Consider the following 26,111-nt stretch of genomic DNA (forward strand, 5'->3'; position numbering starts at 1 on the left):
AGTTTTGCTCTAGCGGTAGAAATCTGCACTGAGTGCCACTATAGTCCATCGTGATCCGAGTCACTTAGAAGATCAGGAGGTATGGATCATGGCCGACCAGTCCGCGGTTACCGCTACAAACTCGAACGAGACCGAACTCATCGCCGAGTCGCTCGTCGAAGAGGTGTCGATCGATGGGATGTGCGGGGTCTACTGATGTCAGCCCCGACATCGAATCCGACCTCCGGCGACCGTTCTGCGGTCGCCGGGGTCCGGTTCGACACCCCAGCCCCCGATGCGCCCGCCGGCTTCGACACGTTCGCCGCGTGGGAACTCAACCCGAAGGTGGCACTGCGCCCCGAGCCGTTCGGCGCCCTGCTGTACCACTTCGGTACCCGCAAGCTCTCGTTCCTCAAGAACCTGACCGTGGTCGGGATCGTCTCGTCGCTCGTCGATCACGACTCCGCCGAGGCGGCCCTCCTCGCAGCGGGCGTCACGCCTGCTCAGCGGCCCCTGTACGTGCAGGCGCTCACGGCGCTGGCCGACAGCGCGATGATCACGCCCCGCGCGGCCTGACCGACCACCTCCGCCGATCGACAGCCCCGATCGGCGCTCCGCTTCCGCCTCGACCCTAGGACCGACACGATGACGACCATCGAGATGCCGCCCACCGCAGCCGAACTCGTGACCTCCCCGCGGGCGAGCGCGCCCGCCGACCAGGTACCCAAGGTCGGCCGCCTCGTCGACCAGTTCGAGCGCGGCCTCGACGCGCCGATCTGCCTGACGTGGGAACTCACGTACGCCTGCAACCTGGCGTGTGTGCACTGCCTGTCGTCGTCGGGCAAGCGCGACCCGCGCGAGCTGTCGACCGAACAGTGCAAGGCGATCATCGACGAACTGCAGCGCATGCAGGTCTTCTACGTGAACATCGGCGGTGGTGAGCCGACCGTGCGCCCCGACTTCTGGGAGCTCGTCGACTACGCCACCAGCCACCAGGTGGGAGTCAAGTTCTCCACCAACGGTTTGCGCATCGACAAGAAGGTCGCCGCACGCCTCGCCGCGTCGGACTACGTCGACGTCCAGATCTCGCTCGACGGTGCCACCGCCGAGGTCAACGACGCCGTGCGCGGTCCCGGTTCCTTCGACATGGCGGTCCGGGCGCTCGAGAACCTCGCCGAGGCCGGCTTCGCCGACGCCAAGATCAGCGTCGTCATGACGCGGCAGAACGTCGCGCAGCTCGACGAGTTCAAGGCGCTCGCCGACCGCTACAACGCAACCCTGCGCATCACCCGCCTGCGTCCGTCCGGCCGTGGCGCCGACGTGTGGGACGACCTGCACCCGCTGCCCGAGCAGCAGCGTGAACTCTACGATTGGCTTGTCGCGCACGGCGATCGCGTGCTCACCGGCGACTCGTTCTTCCACCTCTCGGCCTTCGGCGGGGATTCCGGCGGCGGCCTGCCCGGCCTCAACCTCTGTGGCGCGGGACGCGTCGTGTGCCTCATCGACCCGGTCGGCGACGTGTACGCCTGCCCGTTCGCGATCCACGAGAACTTCCTCGCCGGGAACATCTTGTCGGACGGCGGATTCCAGGAGATCTGGCAGCGTTCGGATCTGTTCACCGAACTGCGCGAACCGCAGAACGCCGGTGCCTGCACCAAGTGTGCGCACTTCGACGCCTGCCGCGGTGGCTGCATGGCGGCCAAGTTCTTCACCGGCCTGCCGCTGGCCGGACCGGACCCCGAGTGCGTGCAGGGTTACGGCGAGGAGCTCCTCGCTGGGGAGCGCACCAAACCGACGGCGAACAAGGATCATTCGCGCGGTACCCCGCTGACGCTGATGACCCGTCGACCCGACGGGGACCTCACCCCGGTCGGTCGGCCCACCAAGTCCTGTGATGAGAACCCGCTCGCCGGGTTCGCCCCTGCTGCGCGGTAATCCGCCCCGCGGCCCAACAGTGTCGAGTCCTCCCCGGGGTACACGGGGACCGCGGGCGATGGCACGCATCCGAATAGTGAGTGAGTAGGAGAAATGGCTCTCAACCCCTGGGCGAAAAACCCCTGGTTCGAAACGGTCACCGAGGCCCAGCGTCGGGCGAAGAAGCGACTGCCGAAGTCGGTCTACTCGTCGCTGGTCGCCGGCACGCAGGCCGGTGTGACCCTCGACGACAATGTGCAGGCCTTCAATGAACTGGGTTGGGCGCCACACGTTGTCGGCGCACAGCCGGAGCGTGAGATGACCACCTCGGTCATGGGGCAGGAGTTGTCCTTCCCGGTGATGATCTCGCCGACCGGTGTGCAGGCCGTCGACCCCGACGGCGAGGTTGCCGTCGCACGTGCCGCGGCGGCGCGTGGCACCGCGATGGGCCTGTCGAGCTTCGCCTCGCACGCCGTCGAGGAGGTCACCGCGGTCAACGACAAGGTGTTCTTCCAGATCTACTGGCTCGGCAGTCGCGAGGACATCCTCCGCCGCGCCGAGCGTGCAAGGGCCGCGGGCGCAAAGGGTCTCATCGTCACGACCGACTGGGTGTTCAACGTCGGCCGCGACTGGGGCAGCCCGGAGATCCCCGAGAAGGTGAACCTGAAGGCGCTGGTGCGTCTCGGCCCGGAGATCGCGGTCAAGCCGCGGTACGCGCTGGACTGGGTCAAGGGCGGCAAGGTCATCATCCCCGACCTCACCGCGCCGAACCTCACCCCGCAGGGTGTCCCCGGCCCGACCTTCTTCGGCGCCTACGGCGAGTGGATGGGCACCCCGCCGCCCACGTGGGAGGACCTGCAGTGGCTGCGTGAGCAGTGGGGCGGACCGTTCATGGTCAAGGGCATCACCCGTCTGGACGACGCCAAGCGCGCCGTCGACATCGGTGCGACGGCGATCTCGGTCTCCAATCACGGCGGCAACAACCTCGACGGCACCCCGGCGACGATCCGTCTGCTCCCCGACATCGCCGATGCGGTCGGCAACGACATCGAGGTCCTGCTCGACGGCGGCATCCGCCGCGGCAGCGACGTCGCCAAGGCGCTGGCCCTCGGCGCCCGCGCCGTGATGATCGGCCGTGCCTACCTGTGGGGTCTCGCCGCCAACGGCCAGGCAGGTGTCGAGAACGTCCTCGATCTCATGCGTATGGGCCTCGACGGCGCGCTGATGGGTCTGGGGCACAAGAGCGTGCACGACCTCTCTGCCGACGATCTGATCATCCCGGACGACTTCAAGCGGTCCTTCGGACACGTCTGATCCGAGCAGACAAACACTCCCGCCCGCCGCCGGACATCCGGTCGGCGGGCGGGAGCGTCTCGGCCCCTGTTGCCGGGCAGAACCCGCGGGAAACAGCGCCCGGGACAGAACTAGAACGTGTTACAGTTCTGCCATGGGACAGTTCGACGGCAAGGTCGTCTACATCACCGGCATCGCCCGTGGTCAGGGCCGTAATCACGCGGTCCGGTTCGCCCGTGAGGGCGCCGCGATCGTGGGTCTCGACATCGCGGGTCCGATCATCGACCACGCGACCTATCCGCCCGCCACGGCCGACGATCTCGAGGAGACGATCCGGCTCGTCGAGGGTGTGGGCGGCAAGATCCTTGCCCGGCAAGGTGATACGCGGGATCTCGCGTTCCAGCAGCAACTCGTCGCGGATGCGGTCGAGCAGTTCGGTCGCCTCGATCACGTCGTCGCCAACGCCGGTGTGCTCACCTGGGGCAAGGTGTGGGAGCTGACCGAAGAGCAGTTCACCGATGTCGTCGACATCAACCTCGTCGGCGCATGGAAGACGCTCAAGGCCACCGTCCCGGCGATGCTCGACGCCGGCAACGGCGGCTCGATCACGATCATCAGCTCGGTCGCCGGATTGAAGGCGATGCCGATGCAGGCGTCGTACACGGCGTCCAAGCACGGCCTGGTCGGTCTGACGCAGACCGCGGCCAAGGAACTCGGTCACTACCGGATTCGCGTCAACAGCGTCCACCCCTACGCGGTCGACACCCCGATGGGAGTCGCCGACACCGAGGCCCACCGGCTCTTCGAAAAGCCGTGGGTGACCCCGCATTTCGTGTCGATGCTGGACTACCACCCGGTCGCGTCGTGCGACGAGATCTCCGACGCCGTCCTGTACCTGTCCTCCGACAGCGCCAAGGGCATCACCGGTGCCGAGTTCCAGATCGACATGGGGCACTCGAAGGTCTGATCCCCTGCTCCCTGAGGTGCGAGCGAAGCGAGCCACGAAGACATCCCAGGGGTGCAAGGTGTCAAGCGGCGAGGTTTGCGCGGTGGCCCCAGGCGGTGTGTTCGTCGTAAAGAGTGTGGTGGGCCAGGCAGCCGTGGAGGATGCCGATGAGCCGGTTGGCCAATGCTCGTTGGGCTTGTGTGTGGGTCTTGTTCTGGGCTTTGAGGTTGTCGTAGTAGGCGCGGGCGCCGACACTGCCGGTCAACGCGCTTTGTGCCATTGCCATGGCGGCGTCGTTGAGTCGGGTGTTGCGGATGTGCCGGGCCAACACGACGTGACCTTTACCCGAGGCGATGGTTCTTGGTGAGGTACCGGCGTAGTTTCTGCGAGACTTGGCGGTGGCATAGCGTTCGGGGTCATCCCCGAACTCGCCGAGCATCCGGGCGCCGATGGTTTCACCGATTCCGGGCATGGACAGGTAGATCGCGGCGTCCGGATGCGTGTCAAAAGACTGGTTGAGAGTGGTTTCGAGCTGGACGATCTGAGTGTTCAATGCCGTGAGCATCTCCACTGTTGCGGTCACCGTCGCCGCATATGCGGCGACCAGCTGCGGTGGCGCGGTCAGATGGCCGGAGGCACCTAGCGCCTGGTGGATCTCGCGGGCTCGGGCGTCGATATTGCGTTGCCGGCCACCCTTTTTCAACGCCGACCGCAGTGCTGCCACCGACAGTCGCGCCCCCTGGTCGGGGGTGGGGGCCCGCCGAAGCACGCTGAGGGTGTCGCGGTGGGCCAGATCCCCGCCGAAGGCTTCGAGTGCGGCCGGGTAGTAGGCGTGCAGTTGGGCGTGCAGCACGTTTTGTTGTGCCGAGCGGGCCCACACCAGATTCTGATGGGTACGGGCCATCACCCGGATCGCGTCGGCTTCGGCACTGTCGTCGGCGACGAGTCGGTGGTTGTGGCGGTCGGTACGCACCAGATCGGCGAGGGTTTTCGCGTCGGCCTTATCGGATTTGGTGCCACCGACATGATGGCGATCGCGATAGCGGGAGACAGATCGTGGGTTGATCGCATACACCTGGTAGCCGGCGGCGACCAACGCGTCGACCCACATGCCGTGTTCGGTTTCGGTACCCGCCACCACCTGCTGCGGTTGATCGGCGAAGCGGGCGAGTAGGTCGTGCAGGGCGGTGATGCCGGCTGCTGATTCAGCACATCGGCGGGTGGCCAGGACGTTGCCGGTCTCATCCATCACGCACACGTCGTGGTGATCGGATGCCCAGTCGTTGCCCACGAAGATCATGTCGAACGCTCACCTCTTCTCCTCATAGCGAGTAGTTGCGATGTGAGCCCGAGGATCCCCTCTCACGCGGCCTAATGGATCAGTGCTCATCCATACCGTCACAGGGGCACGACATCCCAGAAGCGTTCTACGAGGCGATCCCGCCCGGCCGGGCCACGGTCTTCGTGTAGAAATCCACCAACCGTTTTCAGGGCCAGCCAGTGGTCACCGACCGGGCAGGCTCACACGACCAGCATCCCCTCCACCACGGAGAAAGATCACCGATCCACCCCCATTAGGGCTGGTGAGGATTCTCGCCAGGCCTTCGTGGCTCGTCGCTTTCGCTCCTCGCACCTCAGGCAGCGGAGGGGAGTGCTCCTCGCTGCCTGAGGTGGTGGGAATCCTTGACGGATCAGGCCCAGAGGGTCTTCGGGTCGACGGCCTCGGTCGAGGGTCCGGCCGGGGTCTCCGGCTGGGTGCGCGAGAAGCGCGGCGCGACCTGCGCCTGGGTGACGCCGTCGATGTCGATCAGGTTGGCGCGAGCGGCCATGTGCGCGTCGGCGGGCGCCTCGGCGAAGGTCAGGACCGGCGAGGTGCAGGCGTCGGTGCCGTCGAAGACCTTGGCCCACTCATCGCGGGTGCGGGACTTGAAGGTCTCGGTGAAGATCTCCTTCAGCTTGCCCCAGTTCGCGATGTCGTTCTGCGCCGGGAGATCGGCGTCGGCCAGTCCGAGGCCCTTCAGCAGCTCGGCGTAGAACTGCGGCTCGATGGCGCCGACGGCCATGTACTTGCCGTCCGAGGTCTCGTAGACCTCGTAGTAGGGGGCGCCGGTGTCGAGCATGTTGGTGCCGCGGTCGTCGCTCCACAGGCCGGTGCCGCGGAACGCCCACATCATCTGTCCCAGAACGGAAGCGCCGTCCACCATGGCCGCGTCGACGACCTGCCCCTTGCCGGAGATGCCGCGCTCGAGCAGAGCGGCGAGCACGCCCACCACGAGGAACATCGATCCGCCGCCGAAGTCGCCGGCGAGGTTGAGCGGCGGCACCGGACGATCGTCCTTGCGGCCGATGGCGTGGAGCAGGCCGGTGAGCGAGATGTAGTTGATGTCGTGGCCGGCGAGGTTGGCGCGGGGGCCGTCCTGGCCCCAACCGGTCATACGGCCGTACACGAGGCCGGGGTTGACCTCGTTGAGGTCATCGGGGCCGAAGCCGAGGCGTTCCATGACGCCGGGGCGGAAACCCTCGATGATGACGTCAGCCTTGGCGACGAGATCGAGGATCGTCGCGCGATCGGTCTCGTCCTTCAGGTTGGCCTCGACGACGCGACGGCCGCGCAGCAGCGCGTCGGCGTTCACGCCGGGCTTCGGGAGCGTGCCGGGACGCTGGACACGGACCACGTCGGCGCCGAGATCGGCGAGCAACATGGCCGCGTGGGGTCCCGGGCCGATACCAGCGAACTCGATGACCCGGATGGAGCTGAGTGGGCCGGGTTTTCCGCTGTTGTGGGGTGTCGTACTGCTCATGTGTCGTCCTCCGGTCGTTGTACCGCCACTGTGTCAGGCGTCACGTGTCACGCAATAGCATTCCATAACCGATCGAACGCTCGTCAATGTGGTCGGCACGACGTTTTCGGCCCGTTTTTCTTCCTGTTTTTGGGCCGAGGGGCAGAAGCCTGGGAGCGCGATGGCTAGCATTGGTCAGATGACAGGACCGTCGACGCTGGGGCAGTGCAGCTGGCCGGACCTCGATGGAAAGGTGATCACTCTCGTGGTACCTCTCGGTTCTGTCGAGCAGCATGGTCCGCACCTGCCTCTGGACACCGACACGCGGATCGCCGCGGCGGTCTCCGACGTCGTCTGTGAGCGCCTCGGGGATTCCGACATTCTCCGTGCCCCCGACCTCAACTACGGCGCGAGCGGCGAGCACGAGGGTTTTGCCGGGACGATCTCGATCGGGCACGACGCCCTGCGCGGGATGCTCATCGAATACGGCCGCAGTGCCTGCCGATGGGCGCGGCGCATCGTGTTCGTCAACGGGCACGGCGGCAACACGCGCACGCTGATCGACGCGGTGACCCGACTCCGCTACGAGGGGCGGGATGCCGCCTGGTTCCCGTGTGCCTTCCCGGGCGCGGACGCACATGCCGGGTTCACGGAAACCTCGGTGCTGCTTCATGTCTCGCCGTCGTCGGTCGACACGTCACGGGCGGTCGCCGGCAATCGAGAGCCGGTCGGCGCACTGCTCGGTGCCATGCGCGAGGGTGGTGTCGGGGCGGTCAGCCCGAACGGTGTCCTGGGTGATCCCACCGAGGCCTCCGCCGACGAGGGGCGACGCCTGGTGGCCGAGGTGACCGATCGCCTCGGTGCGGCGCTCGTCTCCTGGGAGGTCGACGACCAGGGGCGACTCGGATGACCGCACTCGACGATTCGGCCCCCCGTGGCCGTGGCGTGGCCCAGGGCATCAGTGGTGACGACGTGACCGAGGGCAGGGACGTGACCGACCGGGACACGATCGATGGCGACGCCGCCAATGAGGGAAACGTCGGCGCACAAGAGGTTTCGGAGAGCGACTCGGGTGAGGATGCCGATTCGACGGACGCGAGGGCGACGGGGAACCCCGCCGACCTGCCCGACGGGTTCCAGGTCCAGATCGACCTGCGCTCCGCGCGTGGCGGCGACCTCCGGTACCTCGTCGGCGGCTCGCCGACGCGGTTGATGCGCATGTCCGACACCGCGCTCGGCATGACCTCGGACGACGGTCGAATTGAGGTGTGCGACAACGTGACCCGTCGTCTCGCGCGTGCTCTACTCGACGCCGGGGTCGCCAACCCGCGTCCGATGTTCGGCCCGCGGCCCACCGACGTCACCGTGGTGATACCGGTCAAGGACAACCAGGCCGGCGTCGACCGCCTTCTCGACGCCCTCGACGGGTTGACCGTCGTGGTCGTGGACGACGGGTCGGACGCCCCGATCGTCGCCGAAAGGCCGGGCGTGAGCGTGATCCGCTTCGACGAGAATCGTGGTCCGGCGGCTGCACGGAACGCCGGAGCGGCCGCTGCCACCACCGATTTCGTGGCCTTCCTGGACTCCGACGTCGTGCCCGATCCGGACTGGCTGACGGTGCTGCTCACCCATTTCTCCGACCCCACGGTCGGGATCGTGGCCCCGCGTATCGTGGGACTCCGGTCCGCCGCCCGGTCGTCCTCGCTGGCCGAGTGCTATGAGAACGGCTGGTCCTCGCTGGATATGGGCCCCGAGGAGTCCGCGGTCCTGCCGTCGACCCGTGTGCCGTACGTGCCCAGCGCGGCAATCGTGGTGCGGCGCAGCGCATTCTGCGGTTTCGACGAGTCGCTCAGGGTGGCCGAGGACGTGGACGCGTGCTGGCGTATGCACGCGGCGGGATGGCGGATTCGGTACGACCCGGTCGCACGGGTGGCACATGATCACCGCACCGACATGCGGTCGGTGCTGTCTCGCCGGTGCTTCTACGGAACCGGCGCAGCCCACCTCGCCGCACGTCACGGCAACCGGGCCGCCCCGCTGGTGATGTCGGTGCCGATGGCCGCGGCCGTCGCAGCTCTGCTGACCCGAACCCGCTTCGGCACCACGCTGGCGATGCTCATCCTGACCCATCTCGCGACCCGGCTCCGCAAACGGTTGGGCGACCTACCGTCGGCGCCGCTCGTCTCGGCGCAACTCACCGGTCGGGCCGCCGGATTCGGCCTACTCCAGGCGGCTGATGCGATCTGCCGGCACTACTGGCCGGTGGCCCTGCTCATGGCGCTCGTGTCGAGACGTTTCCGGACACTCGCGATCCAGGTGGCGATCGTCGAGGGGGTGGTGTCCTGGTTCCGGGATCTCCTCGCGGACCCGACGACCCCACCGGCGCTGGGTCCGTTCCGCTACCTGCTGATGCGCCGCCTCGACGACCTCGCCTACGGCGCAGGTCTGTGGCAGGGCGTCATCACCCATCGAGACGCGGAGGCATTGCGCCCGGTCATCTCGCGATGACGTTGCCGCGCAATGATCGTCTGACGCCCGATGACATGAGCGCCGAAGTCCTGAGCGCCGACGTCGTCATCGTCGGTGCGGGGAGTGCCGGCTGCGTCGTCGCGGAGAAGCTGTCGAGGGAACCCGGGCGGCACGTCGTGCTGCTCGAGCGCGGACCCGGGCGCTGGCCGGGGCCGGAGGCGCGGGACCTCCGACGTCTCCCCATCGGCGATCACGCGCCCTACGCGGTCCGGCACACCACCGATCTCGACGGCCTCACCGCCGCGCGGGGGTGTGCGATCGGGGGCTCCTCCGCGGTCAACGGCGGATACTTCCTGCGCTGGCATCCGGAGGACTTCGCGGACTGGCCGGACAGCTGGGGCCTCGACGCGATCGACGCCGCCTACTCCGAGCTCGACGGGGGTGGGGGTGGGGGCACGATGAGTGTCTCACCGGTGTCCGACGACGAACTCGGCGACGCCGGAAGGGCTTTCGAACGGTACTGGTCGGCGCGGACGGCGGTTCGGTCGCTTCGTGACCGCTGGCCGGTGGTCGGCGTGAACCGGGTACTCGGCAACCGATCCGGGATGGAGCGCCGGACCGCGGCTCAGGCCTACCTCGAGCCGGCGCTCGGCCGGCCGAATCTCCGCGTGGTGGCCGACTGCGAGGTCCGGCGGCTCGAGGTCTCCGGCGGGCGGCGCGTCACCGGCGTGCGTACCGATCGGGCCACCTTCAGAGCCGGCGAGGTGATCCTCGCCGGCGGCACGCTGGGCACCGCGCAACTACTACTCGCTTCAGACCTCGAGCCGCTCGGCGGGGCCGCATTCCTCGACGCCGGTGAACACCGGGGACTGGCCGTCTCCTATCGCCGAAAGGGACCGGCCGAACCCGGGATGGTGCTGCCGTCGGTGGTGCACACTGTCGATGGTCTCGAGATCCGTTGTTACCGGGATGATTTCGCGGCCTACATCGACGGTCTCCCGTACAGCGGGCCGATGGTCGAGGTGACCGCGATGGACCTATCGCCGGTGCGACTCGTCGCCGACGGCGAGCGCGTCCGTCTCGTGTTCGGAGAACCGTCGGCCGAGGTCACCGCCGCGATGCGTGCGGGCGCCGACCGGGTGGTGGAGATGCTGCACTCGACCGAGTTCGCCGGCATCGTCGTTCCGGGCAGCGTCTCGGTGGCCGCGGTGCCGGGGTTCTCGCAGCACACGTGGGGCACGATGCCGATGGGTGTGCGCACCGACGCGCTCGGTGCGGTGCACGGGACGGAGGGGTTGCGTATCGTCGACGGATCGATCCTGCCGACGGGCGGCCACAGCGGGCCGCACGCCACGATCATGATGGTGGCCGTCCACATCGGCAACCGGCTCTCGGATGAGGGGTGAGCGAGCAGTTCTTCGTCCTGGATACCGCATCCTTCCCGCGGTGTCTGTTTCCTTCCCGCAGGCGCTGTCCGGTAAGCGGGAAGGAATCGGCCACGCGGGAACCTGTACCTTCGGCCGGGTACACCTAGGCTGGATACATGTCTGGAACGTCGCTGTCGGATCCCGCGGTCCGGGAATTCCTGGCCTCCGGTACCAAGACCGGCCACCTCGGATACACCGCCGCCGATGGCAGGCCCCTGGTGGTCCCGGTCTGGTTCGTCCTTGACGGAGACCGCCTGGCCTTCAACACCGGTGCTCCCACCGCGAAAGGTCGTGCGCTCCTGCGCGATCCGCGTGTCGCGATGTCGGTCGACCTGCAGGAACCGCCGTTCGGCTTCGTCCAGGTGCAGGGCCGGGTGGTGGTGACGGAGGACCTCGACGAAGTGCGGCGGATCGCCACGCTGTGCGGTGCGCGATACATGGGTGCCGAACGGGCCGAGGAGTTCGGTGCGCGCAACGGCGTACCGGGTGAACTGGGCGTCTGGATCGAACCGAGCAAGGTCATCGCGGAACTCGATGTCACCGCGTGAGTCCTCAGCGCGATGGACGGCGACGCGGCGTCGTGCCTGGCCCACTGCGCCGTTCGCACCCACGCTGCCGAAACAGTGCTGGGGTTTCATGGTCGGGTCCGCCCTGTTCGCCCTCGGGTCGGCCCCCGGACTCGGGCAGCTCGCCGGCGCCGACGTCGTCAACCTGTGCTATTTCGTCGGCGCCTGGTTCTTCACCGGGGCCGGCTTCATCCAGTTGGTGCGCAGCGCGTCGCCGGCCGAACTGGAGTCATCTCTTCCGGGGTCGGCGGTCCGCGCCGAATGGCTGAGCGCCGCAACCCAATCCGTCGGTACGATCCTGTTCAACATCTCGACGACGAGCGCCCTGTTCGCCCACACGGTTGCCGGTGAGCGCCACCTCGTGTGGTCTCCCGACGCCGGTGGCTCGGTTGCCTTCCTGATCAGCGGCGCGGTCGCCTTCGCCGCGTACTCCCGGTCGACGGGTCACGGTCTCGACTTCGAGGACCGGCGCTGGTGGTCGGTCCTGATGAATTGGGTGGGGTGTGTCGCGTTCGGGGTGTCGGCCGTCGGTGCCTTCGTCAACAAGGACGGGGTGACAGCCGATGCCATCGCCGCCAACGCCGGGACATTCGTGGGCGCGCTCTGCTTTTTCGTGGCGTCGGCGATCGTGCTGCCGGGAACCCGGCACCGCTGATCCGCGTCGCACGGGAGAACCTGACGACGCCGGCCGGGATCTCCATCGGCGCAAACGGTGCCGGGTTCTCGGCCACCAGTGTCTCCGTGACCACGCACGCAGGATCGGTCCTCGAGATCCCCGGCGCGGTCTCGCCGGTCGCCCGCTGAACCGAAGTACAGTGTGAGCCGTGCGCCACGGCATCTGCATCCTCCCCGACCTGACCTGGGAGCAGTCCCGACCCCGGTGGATCCTGGCCGAGGAGATGGGGTTCGACCACGCCTGGACCTACGACCACCTCGTCTGGGGCGGCCTGCCGGACTCGCTCTGGTCGGCTTGCATGCCGCTGCTGTCGGCGGCCGCTGTCGTCACGAACACCATCTGGCTCGGCGCCTTCGTGGTCTCGCCCAATTTCCGTCACCCGGCGGCGTTTTCGCGTGAGGTCGAGACCCTCGCGGACATCTCCGACGGCCGCTTCCTGCTGGGTCTGGGTGTCGGCGGCACACCGGACGACGCCGTGCTCGGGCAGCCGGAACTGACAGTCGGTCAGCGCGTCGACCGATTCCAGGAATTCGTCGGACTCCTCGGCCGGACCCTGAGCGAGGATCACGTCGACGCGGACGGCCCGTACTTCCGCGCGCGGGACATGCGTCTGGGGCGTGGACCGGTACGAGATCGGGTGCCGTTCCTGCTCGCCGGCAACGGTCCACGCTCGGTGCGGTTCGCCGCGCGCCACGGCGATGCCTGGGTGACCACCGGCCAGGGGACGGAAAGCCTCGACGAGTGGTTCGCATCCGTTGCACGGGCCGTCGCGGTCCTCGACGAGGAACTGGGTCGGCGACCGGGCCGTCGGATCGACCGATACCTCAGTCTCGAGGCTGCACCGCGGAACCCCCTCGAGAGCGTCGACCTCTTCGACGACATGGTCGGGCGCGCAGACGAACTCGGCTTCACCGACGTCATCGTCCCCTGGCCGCGCGACACCGAACCCTACAAGGCATCGATGGACGTTCTCGAGGCGATCGCGGCACGCGGGCTCGGTCGGACCCCGTAGACACGGATCGGGCCGCGCGAAGAGATCGCGCGGCCCGATCGAAACACCGCTGTCAGCTCCGAGAGGGCGTCGGATCGACGACGCTCGGACGCATCAGCTGCTCCGGTGCCTCCTCGGCGGGGGCCCCGGCGATCACCGGTTCAGGCGCCGGATCGGGTTCCCCCGCCGCGTCGACCGCGATGTCGGTGGTCGTGTCTGCGGTGGGTGCGGAACCGTAGATCAGTTGTGTGGGAACGAACTTCATGCCCAGCCAGTAGACCGCCATGCCGAGACCGGCGCCGATGAACCAGGTGAAGCTGGCCTGGTAGGCGGTGCCGAAGATGACGACACAGATCGGCAGGATGGAGGCGAAGACAGTCGAGCCCACCGCGACCGGATTCCAGCCGTTGCGGTACCAGTAGGTGCCCTCCGGCTTCATGGTGAACAGGTCGTCGACGACGATCTTCTGCTTCTTGACCAGGTAGAAATCGGCGATCAGGATGCCGAACAGCGGACCGATCACGGCGCCGAGCGTGTCCATCGTGTAGTGGATCGCGGTCGGATTGTTGAAGAGATTCCACGGGGTGATCAGCACCGAACCGATCGCTGCGATCATGCCGCCGGTGCGCCAACTGATCTTGGTGGGGGCCACATTCGAGAAGTCGAAGGCGGGGGACACGAAGTTGGCGACGATGTTGATGCCGATGGTGGCAATGGCGAAGGTCAGCACGCCGAGCACCGCGGCGGTGGTGTTGTCGATCTTGTCGACGATGTGGACCGGGTCGGTGATGATGTTGCCGTCCGCGTCCTTGCCGATCACCGTGACCGCCGCCGAGACGGTGCACACGACGAGCAGCGAGAAGAACAGGAAGTTGACCGGCAGACCCCAGAAGTTGCCCTTCTTCACCTCGCCGAATGTCTTTCCGTAGCGGGAGAAGTCGCCGAAGTTGAGCATCGGGCCGGAGAAGTAGGAGACCACCAGTGCGAACGCGCTGATCATCATCGTGACCGACGACCATCCGGTGAGACCGTCGCCGACCGACAGGTCGAGGCTCACGTTGCTCCAGCCCGCCTTGACGATCAGATAGCCGGCGAGCGCGATCATCACAACATAGACAGCGGGACCGCAGAAGTCGATGAACTTGCGGATGGTGTCCATGCCGTTCCAGAAGACGAAGGCCTGCAGGACCCACATCAGGAGGAAACCGGCCCAGCCGAGCAGCGACAGTCCCAGGAAGCCGTGCTGGTCGACGTCACCCCACGGTTCGAGGCCCGGCCAGAACTTCAGCGCGAGCAATCCGAATGCGACCGAGGCGAGATAGGTCTGGATGCCGTACCAGACGACCGCGATCGCGCCGCGGATGATCGCCGGGATGTTGGCGCCCTTGACACCGAAGGACACCCGCGTCGTCACCGGGTACGGGACCCCCGCGATCTGAGACGGTTTGGCGACGAGGTTGCAGAGGATGTTGACGGCGACGATGCCCACCAGCAGGGCGACGAGGACCTGCCACGCGGCGATCCCCAGCGCGAAGAGGCTGCCGGCGAAGACGTAGCCGCCGACGCTGTGCACGTCGGACATCCAGAACGCGAAGATGTTGTACCAGGTCCACTTCTGTTCCTTCAGCGGTGCGAGATCGGTGTTGGTGAGTCGTTCGTCGTAGCTTGCCTTGATGACGCTCTCGCCCGCGGCGCCGTGATGCGACTGGGCCGCCTCGGCAGGGGTCGGTGTGGACATGTGTTCTCCCGGTTCGTCTCTCAGCGTGGAAACCCGCTCTCAGGTGCGGAAATGCTGATGGGACAAAAGTAGGAACGGTTTGTTACCTGACGATGAACGCGCAAATATATTCCGCTGGGCACATCGACGGGTGCCCGATTCGACGGTCCTGGGACGGGTCAATCGTGGCGGACGTCGAGGAGATCGGCCGCTTCGACGATCGCGCTCTCGAGTCGCTGGTGGTGCCGGCGTGCGACCTCGAGAACCGCCGGGGTGTCGCGGTCGGCGAAGGCATCGAGGAGGTCTTCGTGGTCGGTGTTGAGTGCGGCCTGGGTCTCTGAGGTCACCGCCCGCATCATCTGGAAGGGTTCGGTGAGGTTCCAGGTCGCCTCGAACATGTTGAGCAGTCGCGGCATCGCGCACGGGGTGGTGAGGGCGCGGTGGAACTCGCGGGACACATCGTGAAATGCCTTGCCGTCGTTGTACTTCACCGCGACGAGGAGTTCGGCGTGGCGGTCCCGGGCGATCTGCAGGGCGGACTCGTCGATGAGCTCGACCGACCGCGCCAGCGCGGCCTGTTCCAGGGTGCCACGCACGAAGTAGATCTCACGGAGCTCGTCGGCGGAGGGTTGGTTGACGCGGTACCCGGCGTTGGGCCGGTGCACCACAAGGCCCTCGCCGACCAGGGTCTTGAGCGCTTCGCGCACCGGTATCGGACTGACCCCGAAGGCGTCGGCGATCTCGGCGGGCGGGATCTGGGTACCCGGGGGCGCGCCACCGGACAGGATCAGTCGGCGGAGTTCCTCGAGCACATTGGCGCGCTCATTGCCGGTGCGGGTGTCCGCCAGCTGCGCGAGCAACCGGTCGGTCATCCGCCGGTTCACCGCATCACCCCGGGACGCGTCGGGTACCTCGTGATCCACTCGGCAACGGCCTCGGTCAGCCGATGTTGGTTGCTGCGCTTGACGATCTCGTGACCCTCGTCGTCGAACATCAGCATCTCGGCGACCGCGCCGCGGGCCTGCAGTTCGGCGACGATCTGTTGCGATTCGCTGACCGGGACGTTGGTGTCGTGCGCGCCGTGTACGACGAGCAGGGGTGCGCGCACGTCGTCGATGCGGTGGATGGGGGAGAGGTCGGCGAGTAGCTCGCGATCCGATTCGGGGTGCCCGTATTTGGTGTAGGCGGCGACGGCGATCCACGGTTCGGTGTTGCGGAAGAACGACTCGAGGTCACTCATGCCGCAGATGGCGATACCGGCCGCGAACAGGTCGGGGTGGAAGGTCAGGCAGGCCAGGGTCAGGTAGCCCCCGTAGGAGCGGCCCGAGCAGTACACCGCGTCCGGATCGGCGATCCCCAGGCGGCACAGCAGTTCCGCGCAGTCCGCGGCGTCGTCGATGCCGGCATACCGGCCGTAGCGATCGTCTGCGTGGGAGAAGAGTCGGCCGTAACCCGACGAGCCACGGACGTTGGGGGCGAAGACCGTGATCCCGGCATCGACGAGCGGGCCGAAGAGGAACTGGTAGTCAGGTCGGGTTTGTCCCTCGGGGCCGCCGTGGAAGTAGAGCAGCGTCGGGCCGGGTCGCTCGTCGCGGGTTTTCTTCGCGGCCCGATACAGAAAACCCGACAGCGGCATGCCATCCCGCGCGAAGAACTCCACGAGCTCGGGGCGGAGAAGGCTCGATGGACCCTCACCGGTGACGACGTCGTCCCGCACCGGCGTCACCCTCCGGTTCGCGACGTCGATCAGGTGGACGAGCGGAGAGTGTTGCGGGCTCGACACGGTCACCGACACCACCGATCCCGCCGCACTGATCGAGAGATCATGGGCGACCTCGCCGGGGAGCTCGACCGGCGGATGCAGCGTCTGATCGGGGAGGGTGAGGATCTGCAACTCGCTGCGGCCCTTGACGTTCCACAACAGGGCGACGGTCGACTGATCGTGGCTGACGGCGAACTCGTCGAGCCCGATGTCGACGCGTTGCGCCATCACCCGGAAGCGGACGCCGAACTTGCTCACCTCGACGCCGAGGAGCCGGGGGAACTTCGCGTCGAAGTCGCTGCGCACCAGCGCCTGGACGCTGTCGAGGTCGCGGATGGGTTCGTTCGGCGCGGGGACGAAGACAAGTGACGTGTGATCGAAACCCTGGTCGAGCACATAACCCTGGTCGGTGACCGCGCCAGGATCCTGGGGGAGCAGCGGCGTCATCGTGACCTCGTCGTCGGGCGAGTCGGGACGGCGCCGGATCAGGAGCATGTCGTGATAGCCGCGCGGGCCGACGCGGACGAGGGTCGCGCCTTTCCAGGAATCGATCAGTTCGCTGCCGACGCGCAGGTCGAGGGTCCGGGCGGTCTGGGTGCCGGGGTGGACGCGCAACGCGTGCGTGGTGCCGTCATGGTCGATCGCGGTGAGCAGTACCCAGTCGGTGTCCCAGCCGACGAGACGGACGGTCCCGTAGGACCGGCCGTCCGGGCGGGTGGCCGCGATCCGGTGCGCGGTGTCGTCGTCGGGATCGGTGGTCACGACCCAGACTTGGTGGTGTTCACCGCCACTGGGTGCGATCTCGACGGCCAGCCACCGGCTGTCGGTGGAATGCACGATCTTTCGGACCGGACCGGTGGACCGCAGTTTGACCCAGCGCAGGTCGCCGACCCCATCACGTGACAGGGATCGTTGTGCCGCACGGGGATATCCGTTGCCGTCGTCGACGATGTAGGCGAAGGCGCTCCCGTCGGGTGAGAGGGAGGCGCCGTAGGTCTTCCAACCGCGGTCGTCGAAACGTAGAGCGGTCACCGTCGGGCGTTCGCTTCCGTCGTCTGGAGCCACATCTCGAGGAGTGCGACCTGCCAGAGTTCGTTGCCGTCGAGCCGGGTTCGGATGCCGTTGGGGTCGCCGAACAACTTGTCGAGCGCCTCGGGTCGGTAGAGCCCGCGGTCGACGGCGGCCTGCGACCGGAGGGTGTCGTTGACGAGGTCGAGGACCCCGCCGGTGAGGTGGCGGATGCCGGGCACCGGGAAGTAGCCCTTGGTCCGGTCGATCACCGCCGACGGCAGGAGCGACCGGCTCGCCTCCTTGAGAACGCCTTTGCCCCCGTGCGCGAGTTTGAGTTCGGCTGGGCAGGTCGCGGCGAGTTCGACGAACTCATGGTCGAGAAAGGGCACCCGGGCCTCGAGTCCCCACGCCATCGTCATCGTGTCGACGCGTTTGACCGGGTCGTCGACGAGCATGACGGTGGTGTCGAGCCGCAGTGCCGCGTCGACCGAGGTGTCGGCCCCCGGCGCCGACTGATGTGCCTGGGCGAATGCGAAACTGGGGTCGTAGCCGGCCTCGAGGAGGTACTCGTCGGCGAGGATGCTGCGGACGTCGGCGTCGTCGCGGTCGAAGAAGACGTTCGCGTAGGCGCGGGTCGTGTCCTGCCGCGGCACACCGCGTAGCGGCGGGTACCAGCTGTAGCCGCCGAGGATCTCATCGGCGCCCTGCCCGGACTGGACCACCTTGATGGACTTGCTGACCTCCTGGGACAGGAGATAGAAGGCCACGCAGTCGTGGCTGACCATCGGCTCGCCCATCGCCGCGACGGTGTCGGGGATCGCGGGCAGCAAACGGTCGGTGCCGATGTGGATCTTGTGGTGATCGGTGGCGAAGGTGTCGGCGATCAGATCCGAGTAGGCGTACTCGTCGCCGGATTCGCCCGCGGCCGAGTCGAATCCGATGCTGAAGGTGGCCAGGTCGGTCTGTCCCTGCTCGGCGAGCAGAGCCACGACGAGGGACGAGTCGACGCCGCCGGACAGTAGGACGCCGACCGGGACGTCGGCGACCATGCGACGCTTCACCGAGGTGCGCAACGAGTCCAGGAGCTCGGCATGCCAACGCTGCTCGTCCCAGTCCGCGCGGTCGGGGTGCGCCTCGAACCTCGGCTCCCAGTACTTCCGTTCGGTGCGCCGGCCGTCGGGGTGGATGACCATGACCGTGGCCGGGGGTAGCTTGCGGATGCCGTTGTAGATGGTGTGCGGCGCCGGGACCACCGCGTGGAAGCTGAAGTAGTGATGCAGCGCAACACGATCGATCGACGTGTCGACGTCACCTGCACGGAGCAGCGCCTGCACCGACGACGCGAAGCGCAGCCGGCCCGGGGTGTCGGCCAGGTAGAGGGGCTTGATGCCGAGACGGTCACGGCCGAGGGTCACCACGCCGGTGTCGGTGTCGACGATCGCGAACGCGAACATGCCGATGAAATGGTCCACGCAGTCGGGGCCCCAGGCGTGGAAGGCCTTGAGGATCACCTCGCTGTCGGCGTGGGAGAAGAAGGAGTAACCCTTCCCCTCCAGCTCGGCCCGCAGTTCGTGGTGGTTGTAGATGCAGCCGTTGAAGACGAGTGCCAGGCCCAGGGCCGGGTCGATCATCGGCTGGCTGCCCTTCTCGGACAGGTCGATGATCTTCAGGCGCCGATGTCCGAGAGCGACAGACCCTTTCGCGAAGACGCCGCTCCCGTCGGGCCCCCGGCGCGTCATCTCGCAGGTCATCGCGTCGACGGTCGACACGTCGGGCACGCTGCCGTCGAAACGGATCTCGCCGCAGATTCCGCACATGATATCTGTCCTCCTGCTCGGTGGCGCCTGTCGGGCGGTTCCCCGTCGATACCGTCCCTCTTCGATACTGCCGCACTCGGAGGGGCGGACCCGGGGTCTTGCGCCGCTCCGGCCGGGAGGGCGTCGACGGCGGGGCCATCTCTCACCCTATGAGCATCGCCGCCGGGAGGCAGGCCGAGGTGATGTCGCGGGATTGGCCCGGCACGCCGGGTGAGCTGTGGATACGATCTGGCGACGGAGGGAGCAACTTTGTTCACACAGGTCAAGCACCGTGCCGGAGGGGTCGTCGGTGTGGTCGTCGGGGCGGTGCTCGCGATGACGGCCGTGGGGTCGGCCCCCACGTCGGCGGCCCCGCAGGGCTATGCGCCGGGGCCCGGATGCGTATGGCAGCTGATGTCGAACAGCACCGATCTCAACGTCGCCTTCCCCGACGCCAACGCGACCTACTGGGTGCTGCCGTACGCCCTCGGCCCGGGGGACTCGATCCGCCTGTCGGGGACCTTCCCGGCTGCCCGGTACTTCTCGCTCAACACCTACGGCACCGACCTCGACACGGTCGACACCTTGCGCGACAACCAGATCCGGCCCGATGCAGGCAGCATCAACCCCTTCGCCACGCCGGTCGCGATGCCGCCTGCGTCGAAGCGCACGTGGCACGCGACGGTCGTGCCCGGCGCCGCCGACCACTCGCGCAACGAGATCCGCGGTCTCCCGGCCGGTGGTCAGAACGCGCCTGTCGGCTTCCTCATCGTGCGGATCTACGTCCCCGACGACCCGAACTCCCCGAACGGTGGCGTCCCCCTGCCGAACGTGACCTTCTCGATAGGGGGCCAGAAGATCCCCGTCGCGCCGTGCGCGCAGCCGTTCAATCCGCGCGACCACGACGGGCCGATCGCGCAGGCGCTCACGGGGGTCTTCGACGACGCGATCGGCAACGCCGCGTCGGCCTCCCTCCCCGGGAACGCGAAGGAGGCGACCTTCGTGAACCCGGCGAGCACGTCGGGCCTGTTCCCGAACGGCGACAACAAGTACATCGGCTCGCTGCTCAACTACCGGCCCGGACGCGTCGCGGTGATCCGCGGCAAGGCGCCGAGCTTCCCCGACAGTCGGGCCGGGCAGTCGCCGGCCGCTCCCGGCGAGCAACTCCGGTACTGGTCGATGTGTCAGAACGACAAGGTGACGCCCTACCCGGTGGTCGCCTGTGCGGCGGACCACGCGACCCGGATCGACGCCGACGGCTACTACACCTATGTGGTCGCGGCGCCCGGTGACCTGACCGCAGCGCAGGTCGCCGGCTCGGACCTGACCGTCATCCCGTGGGGCAGCACGACCGTGCCGAAGGTCGTGTTCCTGCGCAACATGCTGCCGTCGTCGGAGTTCTACCCGACCAGCGTGCAGGCGTCGCAGGCGAACAAGACCGACCCGGCGTCGTCGATGGGGCCCTACTATCCGCGCGCGACCTACTGCTCCGCCGAGACGGTGCGCACTGCCGGCTGGCAGGCCTGCTACCGGTAGCTACTTCGGGGTCACCCACGTGGTGATGTCACAGTGCACGACCTCGGTGCCCTTGGTGTCGGTGATGCTCACCGAGACGATGACGTCCGTGCCGGTGGTGATGGACGCGAGGTCGACCGGCTCGGCCAGGTGGGCCTCTGCGATGAGCCGGGTGGTGGCCTTCGCCAGATACCGCGTCTCCATCGCCTTGGGGATCCAGCGGTGCGAGGTGGGGGTGGTGGCCTCCATGAGCACACCCATCGCGGCCTCGGCCAGGTTGCAGGCGGCGATCGCGTGAAACGTGCCGATGTGGTTGTGGACCCCGAACCAGTTGGGAGCGGTGACCTTGGCGAAACCGGGCTCCATCTTCTGGACGAGCGGGAACACGGTCCCGAAGTACGGGGCCTTGGCGACCAGGCCCAGCGAGAACAGGACGTTCCCGAGAGCGTTGTCGGGAAGCTTCTTGCGCAGGGCGTAGGTGGAACCGATAGCAGCCATGCGGGTATCTTACTCATGAGTCAGTTTGGTGGACCGGGGGGTGTGACGAGGTCGGATTTGAATCGGCACCCGTCTCTGTTGCATACTTGTCGGGTTGCCTTGACCGGCAGACGCACGTCGCACACTGTGCAGACACCGCCGAAGTGGTCAGGTGAATGACTCCCAGGCCCGGTTAACGGGGAATGGGCGTGTAACGCGTGCTCCGAATCAGGTTCACGGACTCGACACGCCCGACCGCGGGTGCCGGAGCAAACCGGCTCGTTCCAGAGACGAGCCAACGTACAACGACAGATGAACAGCGTCGATTGCCGAATCTCACACGGCGGTCATGTGCTCAGCCGGCGAGAGCCTGCCCTGGTCACGCGGTGTTTGTCTGTCGAGAACAACTGACGGAAGAGGACACAGCGTGGCGGGACAGAAGATCCGCATCAGGCTCAAGGCCTACGACCACGAGGCGATCGACGCTTCGGCGCGCAAGATCGTGGAGACCGTGACCCGTACGGGTGCACGTGTCGTTGGCCCGGTGCCGTTGCCCACCGAGAAGAACGTGTACTGCGTCATCCGTTCGCCGCACAAGTACAAGGACAGCCGCGAACATTTCGAGATGCGTACCCACAAGCGACTCATCGACATCCTCGACCCGACCCCGAAGACGGTCGACGCGCTCATGCGCATCGACCTGCCGGCCAGTGTCGACGTCAACATCCAGTAGGACGGGGACGAGATAAATCATGAGCAACCAGAGTTCATCCAAGGGCATCCTGGGCACCAAGCTCGGCATGACCCAGGTTTTCGACGAGAACAACCGCGTCGTTCCGGTCACGGTCATCCAGGCCGGCCCGAACGTCATCACCCAGCTCCGTACGCAGGACCGTGACGGCTACACCGCTGTCCAGCTCGCCTACGGTGCCATCGATCCCCGCAAGGTGACCAAGCCGGTCGCCGGCCAGTACGAGAAGGCCGGGGTCACCCCGCGCCGTCACCTGGCCGAGATCCGCGTCAACGACGTCAGCGAGTTCGAGATCGGTCAGGAACTGACCGCCGAGATCTTCGCCGACGGCGCGCTGGTCGACGTCACGGGCACCTCGAAGGGCAAGGGTTTCGCCGGCGTCATGAAGCGCCACGGCTTCGCCGGTCTGGGCGCCAGCCACGGCGCTCACCGCGTGCACCGCGCACCCGGCTCTATCGGTGGCTGCGCCACCCCGGGTCGCGTGTTCAAGGGCATGCGGATGGCCGGTCGTATGGGTAACGACAAGGTGACCACGCAGAACCTCACCGTCCACAAGGTGGACGCCGAGGCCGGCCTGCTGCTGATCAAGGGAGCGATCCCGGGTCGCAAGGGCGGCATCGTGGTGGTCCGCGACGCAGTGAAGGGTGGTGCGAAGTAGTGAGCACCGAGACCACGACCAAGTTGACGCTGGACGTCAAGACCGCCGACGGCAAGACCAACGGAACCGTTGACCTGCCGGCCGCGCTGTTCGACGCTCCCGCCAACATCGCGCTGATGCACCAGGTCGTCGTGGCCCAGCAGGCCGCGGCTCGCCAGGGCACGCACTCGACCAAGACCCGCGGCGAGGTCCGCGGCGGTGGCGCCAAGCCTTACCGCCAGAAGGGCACCGGCCGTGCGCGTCAGGGTTCGACCCGTGCACCGCAGTTCACCGGCGGTGGCACCGTCCACGGCCCGCAGCCGCGTGACTACAGCCAGCGCACCCCCAAGAAGATGAAGGCCGCCGCCCTGCGCGGTGCGCTGAGCGATCGCGCTCGCAACGAGCGCATCCACGTGATCACCGAACTGGTTGCGGGGCAGGCCCCCTCGACCAAGGCGGCTCGCGAGTTCCTGGAGAGCCTCTCCGATCGTCGCAAGTTCCTGGTCGTTCTCGGCCGCGAGGACCTGACGGCGTGGAAGAGCGTGGCGAACCTGAACAACGTGCTCCCGATCGCTCCCGATCAGCTCAACACCTACGACGTCCTGGATTCGGACGAGGTTGTGTTCAGCGTCGAGACGCTCAATGCCTTCATCGAGCAGAACACGGCGGATGCCAAGGCTGCCGTCGAGAAGACAGCAGAGGAGGCCTGACATGACGACCGTTGCCGATCCGCGCGACATCATCCTGGCGCCCGTGATCTCCGAGAAGTCCTATGGACTCATGGAGGACAACGTGTACACCTTCCTGGTGCACCCGGAGTCCAACAAGACCGAGATCAAGATCGCGATCGAGAAGATCTTCGGTGTGAAGGTTGCCAGCGTCAACACCGCGAACCGACAGGGCAAGCGCAAGCGGACCCGCTCCGGCTACGGCCAGCGCAAGTCCACCAAGCGCGCCATCGTGTCGCTGACCGCAGACAGCAAGCCCATCGAGATCTTCGGAGGCTCGGTCAGCTGACCGGGACTTCGGCGAGAAGGACTAGATACTCATGGCTATTCGTAAGTACAAGCCGACGACCCCGGGTCGTCGTGGAGCCAGCGGCTCCGACTTCGCCGAGGTCACCCGTGACCATCCGGAGAAGTCGCTGGTGCGTCCGCTCCACGGGCGCGGTGGCCGTAACGCTCACGGCCGCATCACCACTCGTCACAAGGGTGGCGGCCACAAGCGTGCCTACCGTCTGATCGACTTCCGTCGTAACGACAAGGACGGCATCAACGCCAAGGTCGCTCACATCGAGTACGACCCCAACCGCACCGCGCGCATCGCGCTGCTGCACTACGTCGACGGCGAGAAGCGCTACATCATCGCGCCGAAGAACCTGAAGCAGGGCGACATCGTCGAGAGCGGTCCGGCCGCCGACATCAAGCCCGGCAACAACCTGCCGCTGCGCAACATCCCGACCGGTACCCAGGTCCACGCCGTGGAGCTGCGCCCGGGCGGTGGCGCCAAGATGGCACGTAGCGCCGGCGCGTCGATCCAGCTGCTCGGCAAGGAAGGCTCCTACGCCACGCTGCGTATGCCTTCCGGCGAGATCCGTCGTGTCGACGTGCGCTGCCGCGCAACCGTCGGCGAGGTGGGCAACGCCGAGCAGAGCAACATCAACTGGGGCAAGGCCGGCCGTATGCGCTGGAAGGGCAAGCGCCCGACCGTCCGCGGTGTCGTCATGAACCCGGTTGACCACCCGCATGGTGGTGGTGAGGGCAAGACCTCCGGTGGTCGCCACCCGGTCTCGCCGTGGGGTAAGCCCGAGGGCCGCACCCGCAAGAACAAGGCCAGCGACAAGCTGATCGTCCGTCGCCGTCGCACCGGCAAGAACAAGCGATAACAGGAGGAGGTAAGAGAATGCCACGCAGCCTCAAGAAGGGCCCGTTCGTCGACGACCACCTCCTGAAGAAGGTGGACGATCAGAACGAAAAGGGAACCAAGCAGGTCATCAAGACCTGGTCCCGCCGTTCGACCATCATTCCCGACTTCATCGGTCACACCTTTGCCGTCCATGACGGACGCAAGCACGTGCCGGTGTTCATCTCGGACTCGATGGTCGGTCACAAGCTGGGCGAGTTCGCCCCCACCCGCACCTTCAAGGGTCACATCAAGGATGACCGGAAAGCGAAGCGCCGCTGATGACTACGCAGACCGATAATCCGACCGCCAAGGCCACCGCGAAGTTCGTGCGCGTCACGCCGATGAAGGCCCGCCGCGTGCTGGACCTCATCCGCGGCAAGAACGTGGACGAGGCACTGGACATCCTGCGGTTCGCCCCGCAGTCGGCGTCCGAGCCCGTGTACAAGGTGCTGGCCAGCGCTGTCGCCAACGCAGAGAACAACCTGGATCTGGATCGCCGGACCCTGGTCGTCGCCACCGCGTTCGCCGACGAGGGCCCGACCCTCAAGCGCTTCCAGCCGCGTGCCCAGGGCCGCGCATTCCGTATCCGCAAGCGCACCAGCCACATCACCGTGGTCGTGGAGAGCCTGCCGGAGAAGGCAGCCGGCGGCCGTGGCCGCTCGCGTCAGCCGAAGAAGAAGGGAGCCTAGTAGTGGGCCAGAAAATCAACCCGCACGGCTTCCGTCTGGGCATCACCACCGACTGGAAGTCGCGGTGGTACGCCGACAAGCAGTACGCGGACTACGTCAAGGAAGATGTCGCGATCCGCAAGCTCCTCTCCACGGGGCTCGAGCGCGCAGGCATCGCGAAGGTGGAGATCGAGCGCACCCGTGACCGGGTTCGCGTCGACATCCACACCGCGCGTCCGGGCATCGTCATCGGTCGCCGTGGCGCCGAGGCCGATCGCATCCGCGGCGACCTGGAGAAGCTGACCGGTAAGCAGGTCCAGCTGAACATCCTCGAGGTCAAGAACGCAGAGTCCGAGGCCCAGCTGGTGGCCCAGGGCGTCGCCGAGCAGCTGAGCAACCGTGTGGCGTTCCGCCGCGCGATGCGCAAGGCGATCCAGTCGGCGATGCGTCAGCCGAACGTGAAGGGCATCCGGGTCCAGTGCTCGGGTCGTCTGGGCGGCGCTGAGATGAGCCGCAGTGAGTTCTACCGCGAGGGACGCGTGCCGCTGCACACGCTGCGCGCCGACATCGACTACGGACTCTACGAAGCCAAGACCACCTTCGGCCGTATCGGTGTGAAGGTGTGGATCTACAAGGGCGACATCGTCGGTGGACGTCGCGAGCTGGCTGCGGCCGCTCCGGCAGCCGAGGATCGCCGTCCGCGCCGGCCCAGCCGGCCCCGGCGTAGCGGTGCCTCGGGCACCACTGCGACGAGCACCGACGCCGCTCGCGCGGCCGAGGCCGCTCCCGCCGAGGCCACTGCTGGTGCGGCTGAGAAGCAGGAGGGCTAGG

The 26,111-nt window shown here is 67.1% G+C and carries 27 protein-coding genes; 20 read left to right on the top strand and 7 right to left on the bottom strand.

From position 1 onward, the window contains the following. Nucleotides 1-88: 88 nt before the first annotated feature. The 5 genes from mftA to C5O27_RS08960 all read left to right on the top strand — a co-directional run bounded on the left by mftA (nt 89) and on the right by C5O27_RS08960 (nt 4,153). Nucleotides 89-196 carry a mycofactocin precursor MftA gene (gene mftA / locus C5O27_RS08940; protein WP_127962525.1) on the top strand — a complete coding sequence of 36 codons (108 nt, stop codon included), beginning with the start codon at nt 89-91 and terminating at the stop codon, nt 194-196. Continuing rightward, a complete protein-coding gene (gene mftB / locus C5O27_RS08945) occupies nt 196-555 on the top strand; it encodes a mycofactocin biosynthesis chaperone MftB (protein ID WP_127962526.1) in 360 nt (119 codons plus the stop codon). The genes mftA and mftB overlap by 1 nt, the downstream gene beginning before the upstream one ends. Before the next feature lie 69 nt (nt 556-624). After that, nucleotides 625-1,914 carry a mycofactocin radical SAM maturase gene (mftC, locus tag C5O27_RS08950; RefSeq protein ID WP_127962527.1) on the top strand — a complete coding sequence of 430 codons (1,290 nt, stop codon included), beginning with the start codon at nt 625-627 and terminating at the stop codon, nt 1,912-1,914. Nucleotides 1,915-2,007: 93 nt separating this feature from the next. Further along, nucleotides 2,008-3,207 (top strand): pre-mycofactocin synthase MftD, encoded by a 1,200-nt coding sequence (gene mftD, locus C5O27_RS08955; RefSeq protein ID WP_035753535.1) that lies wholly within the window; start codon nt 2,008-2,010, stop codon nt 3,205-3,207. A gap of 133 nt (nt 3,208-3,340) precedes the next feature. Continuing rightward, the gene (locus tag C5O27_RS08960; protein WP_035753538.1) at nt 3,341-4,153 is read left to right on the top strand and encodes a mycofactocin-coupled SDR family oxidoreductase; all 813 of its coding nucleotides are present in this window, start codon (nt 3,341-3,343) and stop codon (nt 4,151-4,153) included. Between the two features lie 61 nt (nt 4,154-4,214). On the opposite strand, the gene C5O27_RS08965 is transcribed toward C5O27_RS08960, so the two are convergent. Both C5O27_RS08965 and C5O27_RS08970 read right to left on the bottom strand, forming a co-directional pair. Next, nucleotides 4,215-5,432 (bottom strand): IS110 family RNA-guided transposase, encoded by a 1,218-nt coding sequence (locus C5O27_RS08965; RefSeq protein ID WP_127962528.1) that lies wholly within the window; start codon nt 5,430-5,432, stop codon nt 4,215-4,217. Between the two features lie 391 nt (nt 5,433-5,823). Then, nucleotides 5,824-6,933 carry a CaiB/BaiF CoA transferase family protein gene (locus C5O27_RS08970; protein ID WP_127962529.1) on the bottom strand — a complete coding sequence of 370 codons (1,110 nt, stop codon included), beginning with the start codon at nt 6,931-6,933 and terminating at the stop codon, nt 5,824-5,826. Nucleotides 6,934-7,111: 178 nt separating this feature from the next. Between C5O27_RS08970 and mftE the strand changes: the two genes are divergently transcribed. From mftE to C5O27_RS09000, 6 genes are all read left to right on the top strand, one after another. Further along, on the top strand, nt 7,112-7,822 hold the full coding sequence (gene mftE / locus C5O27_RS08975; RefSeq protein ID WP_127962530.1) for a mycofactocin biosynthesis peptidyl-dipeptidase MftE: 711 nt from the start codon (nt 7,112-7,114) through the stop codon (nt 7,820-7,822). Further along, entirely contained in the window at nt 7,819-9,420 is a 1,602-nt protein-coding gene (mftF, locus tag C5O27_RS08980) for a mycofactocin biosynthesis glycosyltransferase MftF (RefSeq protein WP_127962531.1), read from the top strand. The genes mftE and mftF overlap by 4 nt, the downstream gene beginning before the upstream one ends. A gap of 35 nt (nt 9,421-9,455) precedes the next feature. Then, nucleotides 9,456-10,787, top strand: coding sequence for a mycofactocin system GMC family oxidoreductase MftG (gene mftG / locus C5O27_RS08985; protein ID WP_127962532.1), 1,332 nt, complete (start codon nt 9,456-9,458; stop codon nt 10,785-10,787). A 137-nt stretch (nt 10,788-10,924) separates the two neighbouring features. Next, nucleotides 10,925-11,356, top strand: coding sequence for a PPOX class F420-dependent oxidoreductase (locus C5O27_RS08990; protein WP_127962533.1), 432 nt, complete (start codon nt 10,925-10,927; stop codon nt 11,354-11,356). Continuing rightward, nucleotides 11,343-12,029, top strand: coding sequence for a hypothetical protein (locus C5O27_RS08995; protein WP_425269601.1), 687 nt, complete (start codon nt 11,343-11,345; stop codon nt 12,027-12,029). The genes C5O27_RS08990 and C5O27_RS08995 overlap by 14 nt, the downstream gene beginning before the upstream one ends. Nucleotides 12,030-12,198: 169 nt before the next feature. Beyond that, nucleotides 12,199-13,062, top strand: a complete 864-nt coding sequence (locus C5O27_RS09000) for an LLM class flavin-dependent oxidoreductase (RefSeq protein ID WP_127962535.1) — start codon at nt 12,199-12,201, stop codon at nt 13,060-13,062. A 52-nt stretch (nt 13,063-13,114) separates the two neighbouring features. On the opposite strand, the gene C5O27_RS09005 is transcribed toward C5O27_RS09000, so the two are convergent. The 4 genes from C5O27_RS09005 to C5O27_RS09020 form a co-directional block, all read right to left on the bottom strand. Beyond that, nucleotides 13,115-14,779, bottom strand: coding sequence for an NCS1 family nucleobase:cation symporter-1 (locus C5O27_RS09005; protein ID WP_127962536.1), 1,665 nt, complete (start codon nt 14,777-14,779; stop codon nt 13,115-13,117). 158 nt (nt 14,780-14,937) lie between these two features. Next, a complete protein-coding gene (locus C5O27_RS09010) occupies nt 14,938-15,630 on the bottom strand; it encodes a GntR family transcriptional regulator (RefSeq protein ID WP_127962537.1) in 693 nt (230 codons plus the stop codon). An 8-nt stretch (nt 15,631-15,638) separates the two neighbouring features. Next, on the bottom strand, nt 15,639-17,552 hold the full coding sequence (locus C5O27_RS09015; protein WP_127962538.1) for a S9 family peptidase: 1,914 nt from the start codon (nt 17,550-17,552) through the stop codon (nt 15,639-15,641). Beyond that, nucleotides 17,549-19,348, bottom strand: a complete 1,800-nt coding sequence (locus C5O27_RS09020) for an N-acetylglutaminylglutamine amidotransferase (RefSeq protein WP_127962539.1) — start codon at nt 19,346-19,348, stop codon at nt 17,549-17,551. The genes C5O27_RS09015 and C5O27_RS09020 overlap by 4 nt, the downstream gene beginning before the upstream one ends. 315 nt (nt 19,349-19,663) lie before the next feature. Here C5O27_RS09020 and C5O27_RS09025 point away from each other — a divergent pair, with 315 nt between their 5' ends. Continuing rightward, nucleotides 19,664-20,863, top strand: a complete 1,200-nt coding sequence (locus C5O27_RS09025; RefSeq protein ID WP_425269608.1) for a hypothetical protein — start codon at nt 19,664-19,666, stop codon at nt 20,861-20,863. On the opposite strand, the gene C5O27_RS09030 is transcribed toward C5O27_RS09025, so the two are convergent. Further along, a complete protein-coding gene (locus tag C5O27_RS09030; protein WP_127962540.1) occupies nt 20,864-21,340 on the bottom strand; it encodes a hotdog fold domain-containing protein in 477 nt (158 codons plus the stop codon). It abuts the gene before it with no gap. 406 nt (nt 21,341-21,746) lie between these two features. Between C5O27_RS09030 and rpsJ the strand changes: the two genes are divergently transcribed. Genes rpsJ through rpsC form a run of 8 tightly spaced genes read left to right on the top strand, consistent with a single transcriptional unit; the run spans nt 21,747 to nt 26,110 of the window. After that, on the top strand, nt 21,747-22,052 hold the full coding sequence (gene rpsJ, locus C5O27_RS09035) for a 30S ribosomal protein S10 (RefSeq protein WP_003938093.1): 306 nt from the start codon (nt 21,747-21,749) through the stop codon (nt 22,050-22,052). A gap of 19 nt (nt 22,053-22,071) precedes the next feature. Next, nucleotides 22,072-22,728: a 50S ribosomal protein L3 gene (gene rplC, locus C5O27_RS09040; RefSeq protein WP_005194633.1), complete on the top strand. Its 657-nt coding sequence runs from the start codon at nt 22,072-22,074 to the stop codon at nt 22,726-22,728. Further along, nucleotides 22,728-23,417, top strand: a complete 690-nt coding sequence (rplD, locus tag C5O27_RS09045; RefSeq protein WP_006866075.1) for a 50S ribosomal protein L4 — start codon at nt 22,728-22,730, stop codon at nt 23,415-23,417. The genes rplC and rplD overlap by 1 nt, the downstream gene beginning before the upstream one ends. A gap of 1 nt (nt 23,418) precedes the next feature. Then, nucleotides 23,419-23,724, top strand: a complete 306-nt coding sequence (gene rplW / locus C5O27_RS09050) for a 50S ribosomal protein L23 (RefSeq protein ID WP_005194638.1) — start codon at nt 23,419-23,421, stop codon at nt 23,722-23,724. A 31-nt stretch (nt 23,725-23,755) separates the two neighbouring features. Continuing rightward, entirely contained in the window at nt 23,756-24,592 is an 837-nt protein-coding gene (gene rplB / locus C5O27_RS09055; protein WP_127962541.1) for a 50S ribosomal protein L2, read from the top strand. A 17-nt stretch (nt 24,593-24,609) separates the two neighbouring features. Continuing rightward, nucleotides 24,610-24,891: a 30S ribosomal protein S19 gene (rpsS, locus tag C5O27_RS09060; protein WP_006866074.1), complete on the top strand. Its 282-nt coding sequence runs from the start codon at nt 24,610-24,612 to the stop codon at nt 24,889-24,891. Then, nucleotides 24,891-25,301 (top strand): 50S ribosomal protein L22, encoded by a 411-nt coding sequence (gene rplV / locus C5O27_RS09065; RefSeq protein WP_005194644.1) that lies wholly within the window; start codon nt 24,891-24,893, stop codon nt 25,299-25,301. The genes rpsS and rplV overlap by 1 nt, the downstream gene beginning before the upstream one ends. A 2-nt stretch (nt 25,302-25,303) precedes the next feature. Continuing rightward, entirely contained in the window at nt 25,304-26,110 is an 807-nt protein-coding gene (gene rpsC, locus C5O27_RS09070) for a 30S ribosomal protein S3 (RefSeq protein WP_004020549.1), read from the top strand. The last annotated feature ends 1 nt before the right edge of the window (nt 26,111 follow it).

The sequence above is a fragment of the Gordonia alkanivorans genome (genome assembly GCF_004011905.1).
In the GTDB taxonomy this organism is placed as follows: domain Bacteria; phylum Actinomycetota; class Actinomycetes; order Mycobacteriales; family Mycobacteriaceae; genus Gordonia; species Gordonia alkanivorans.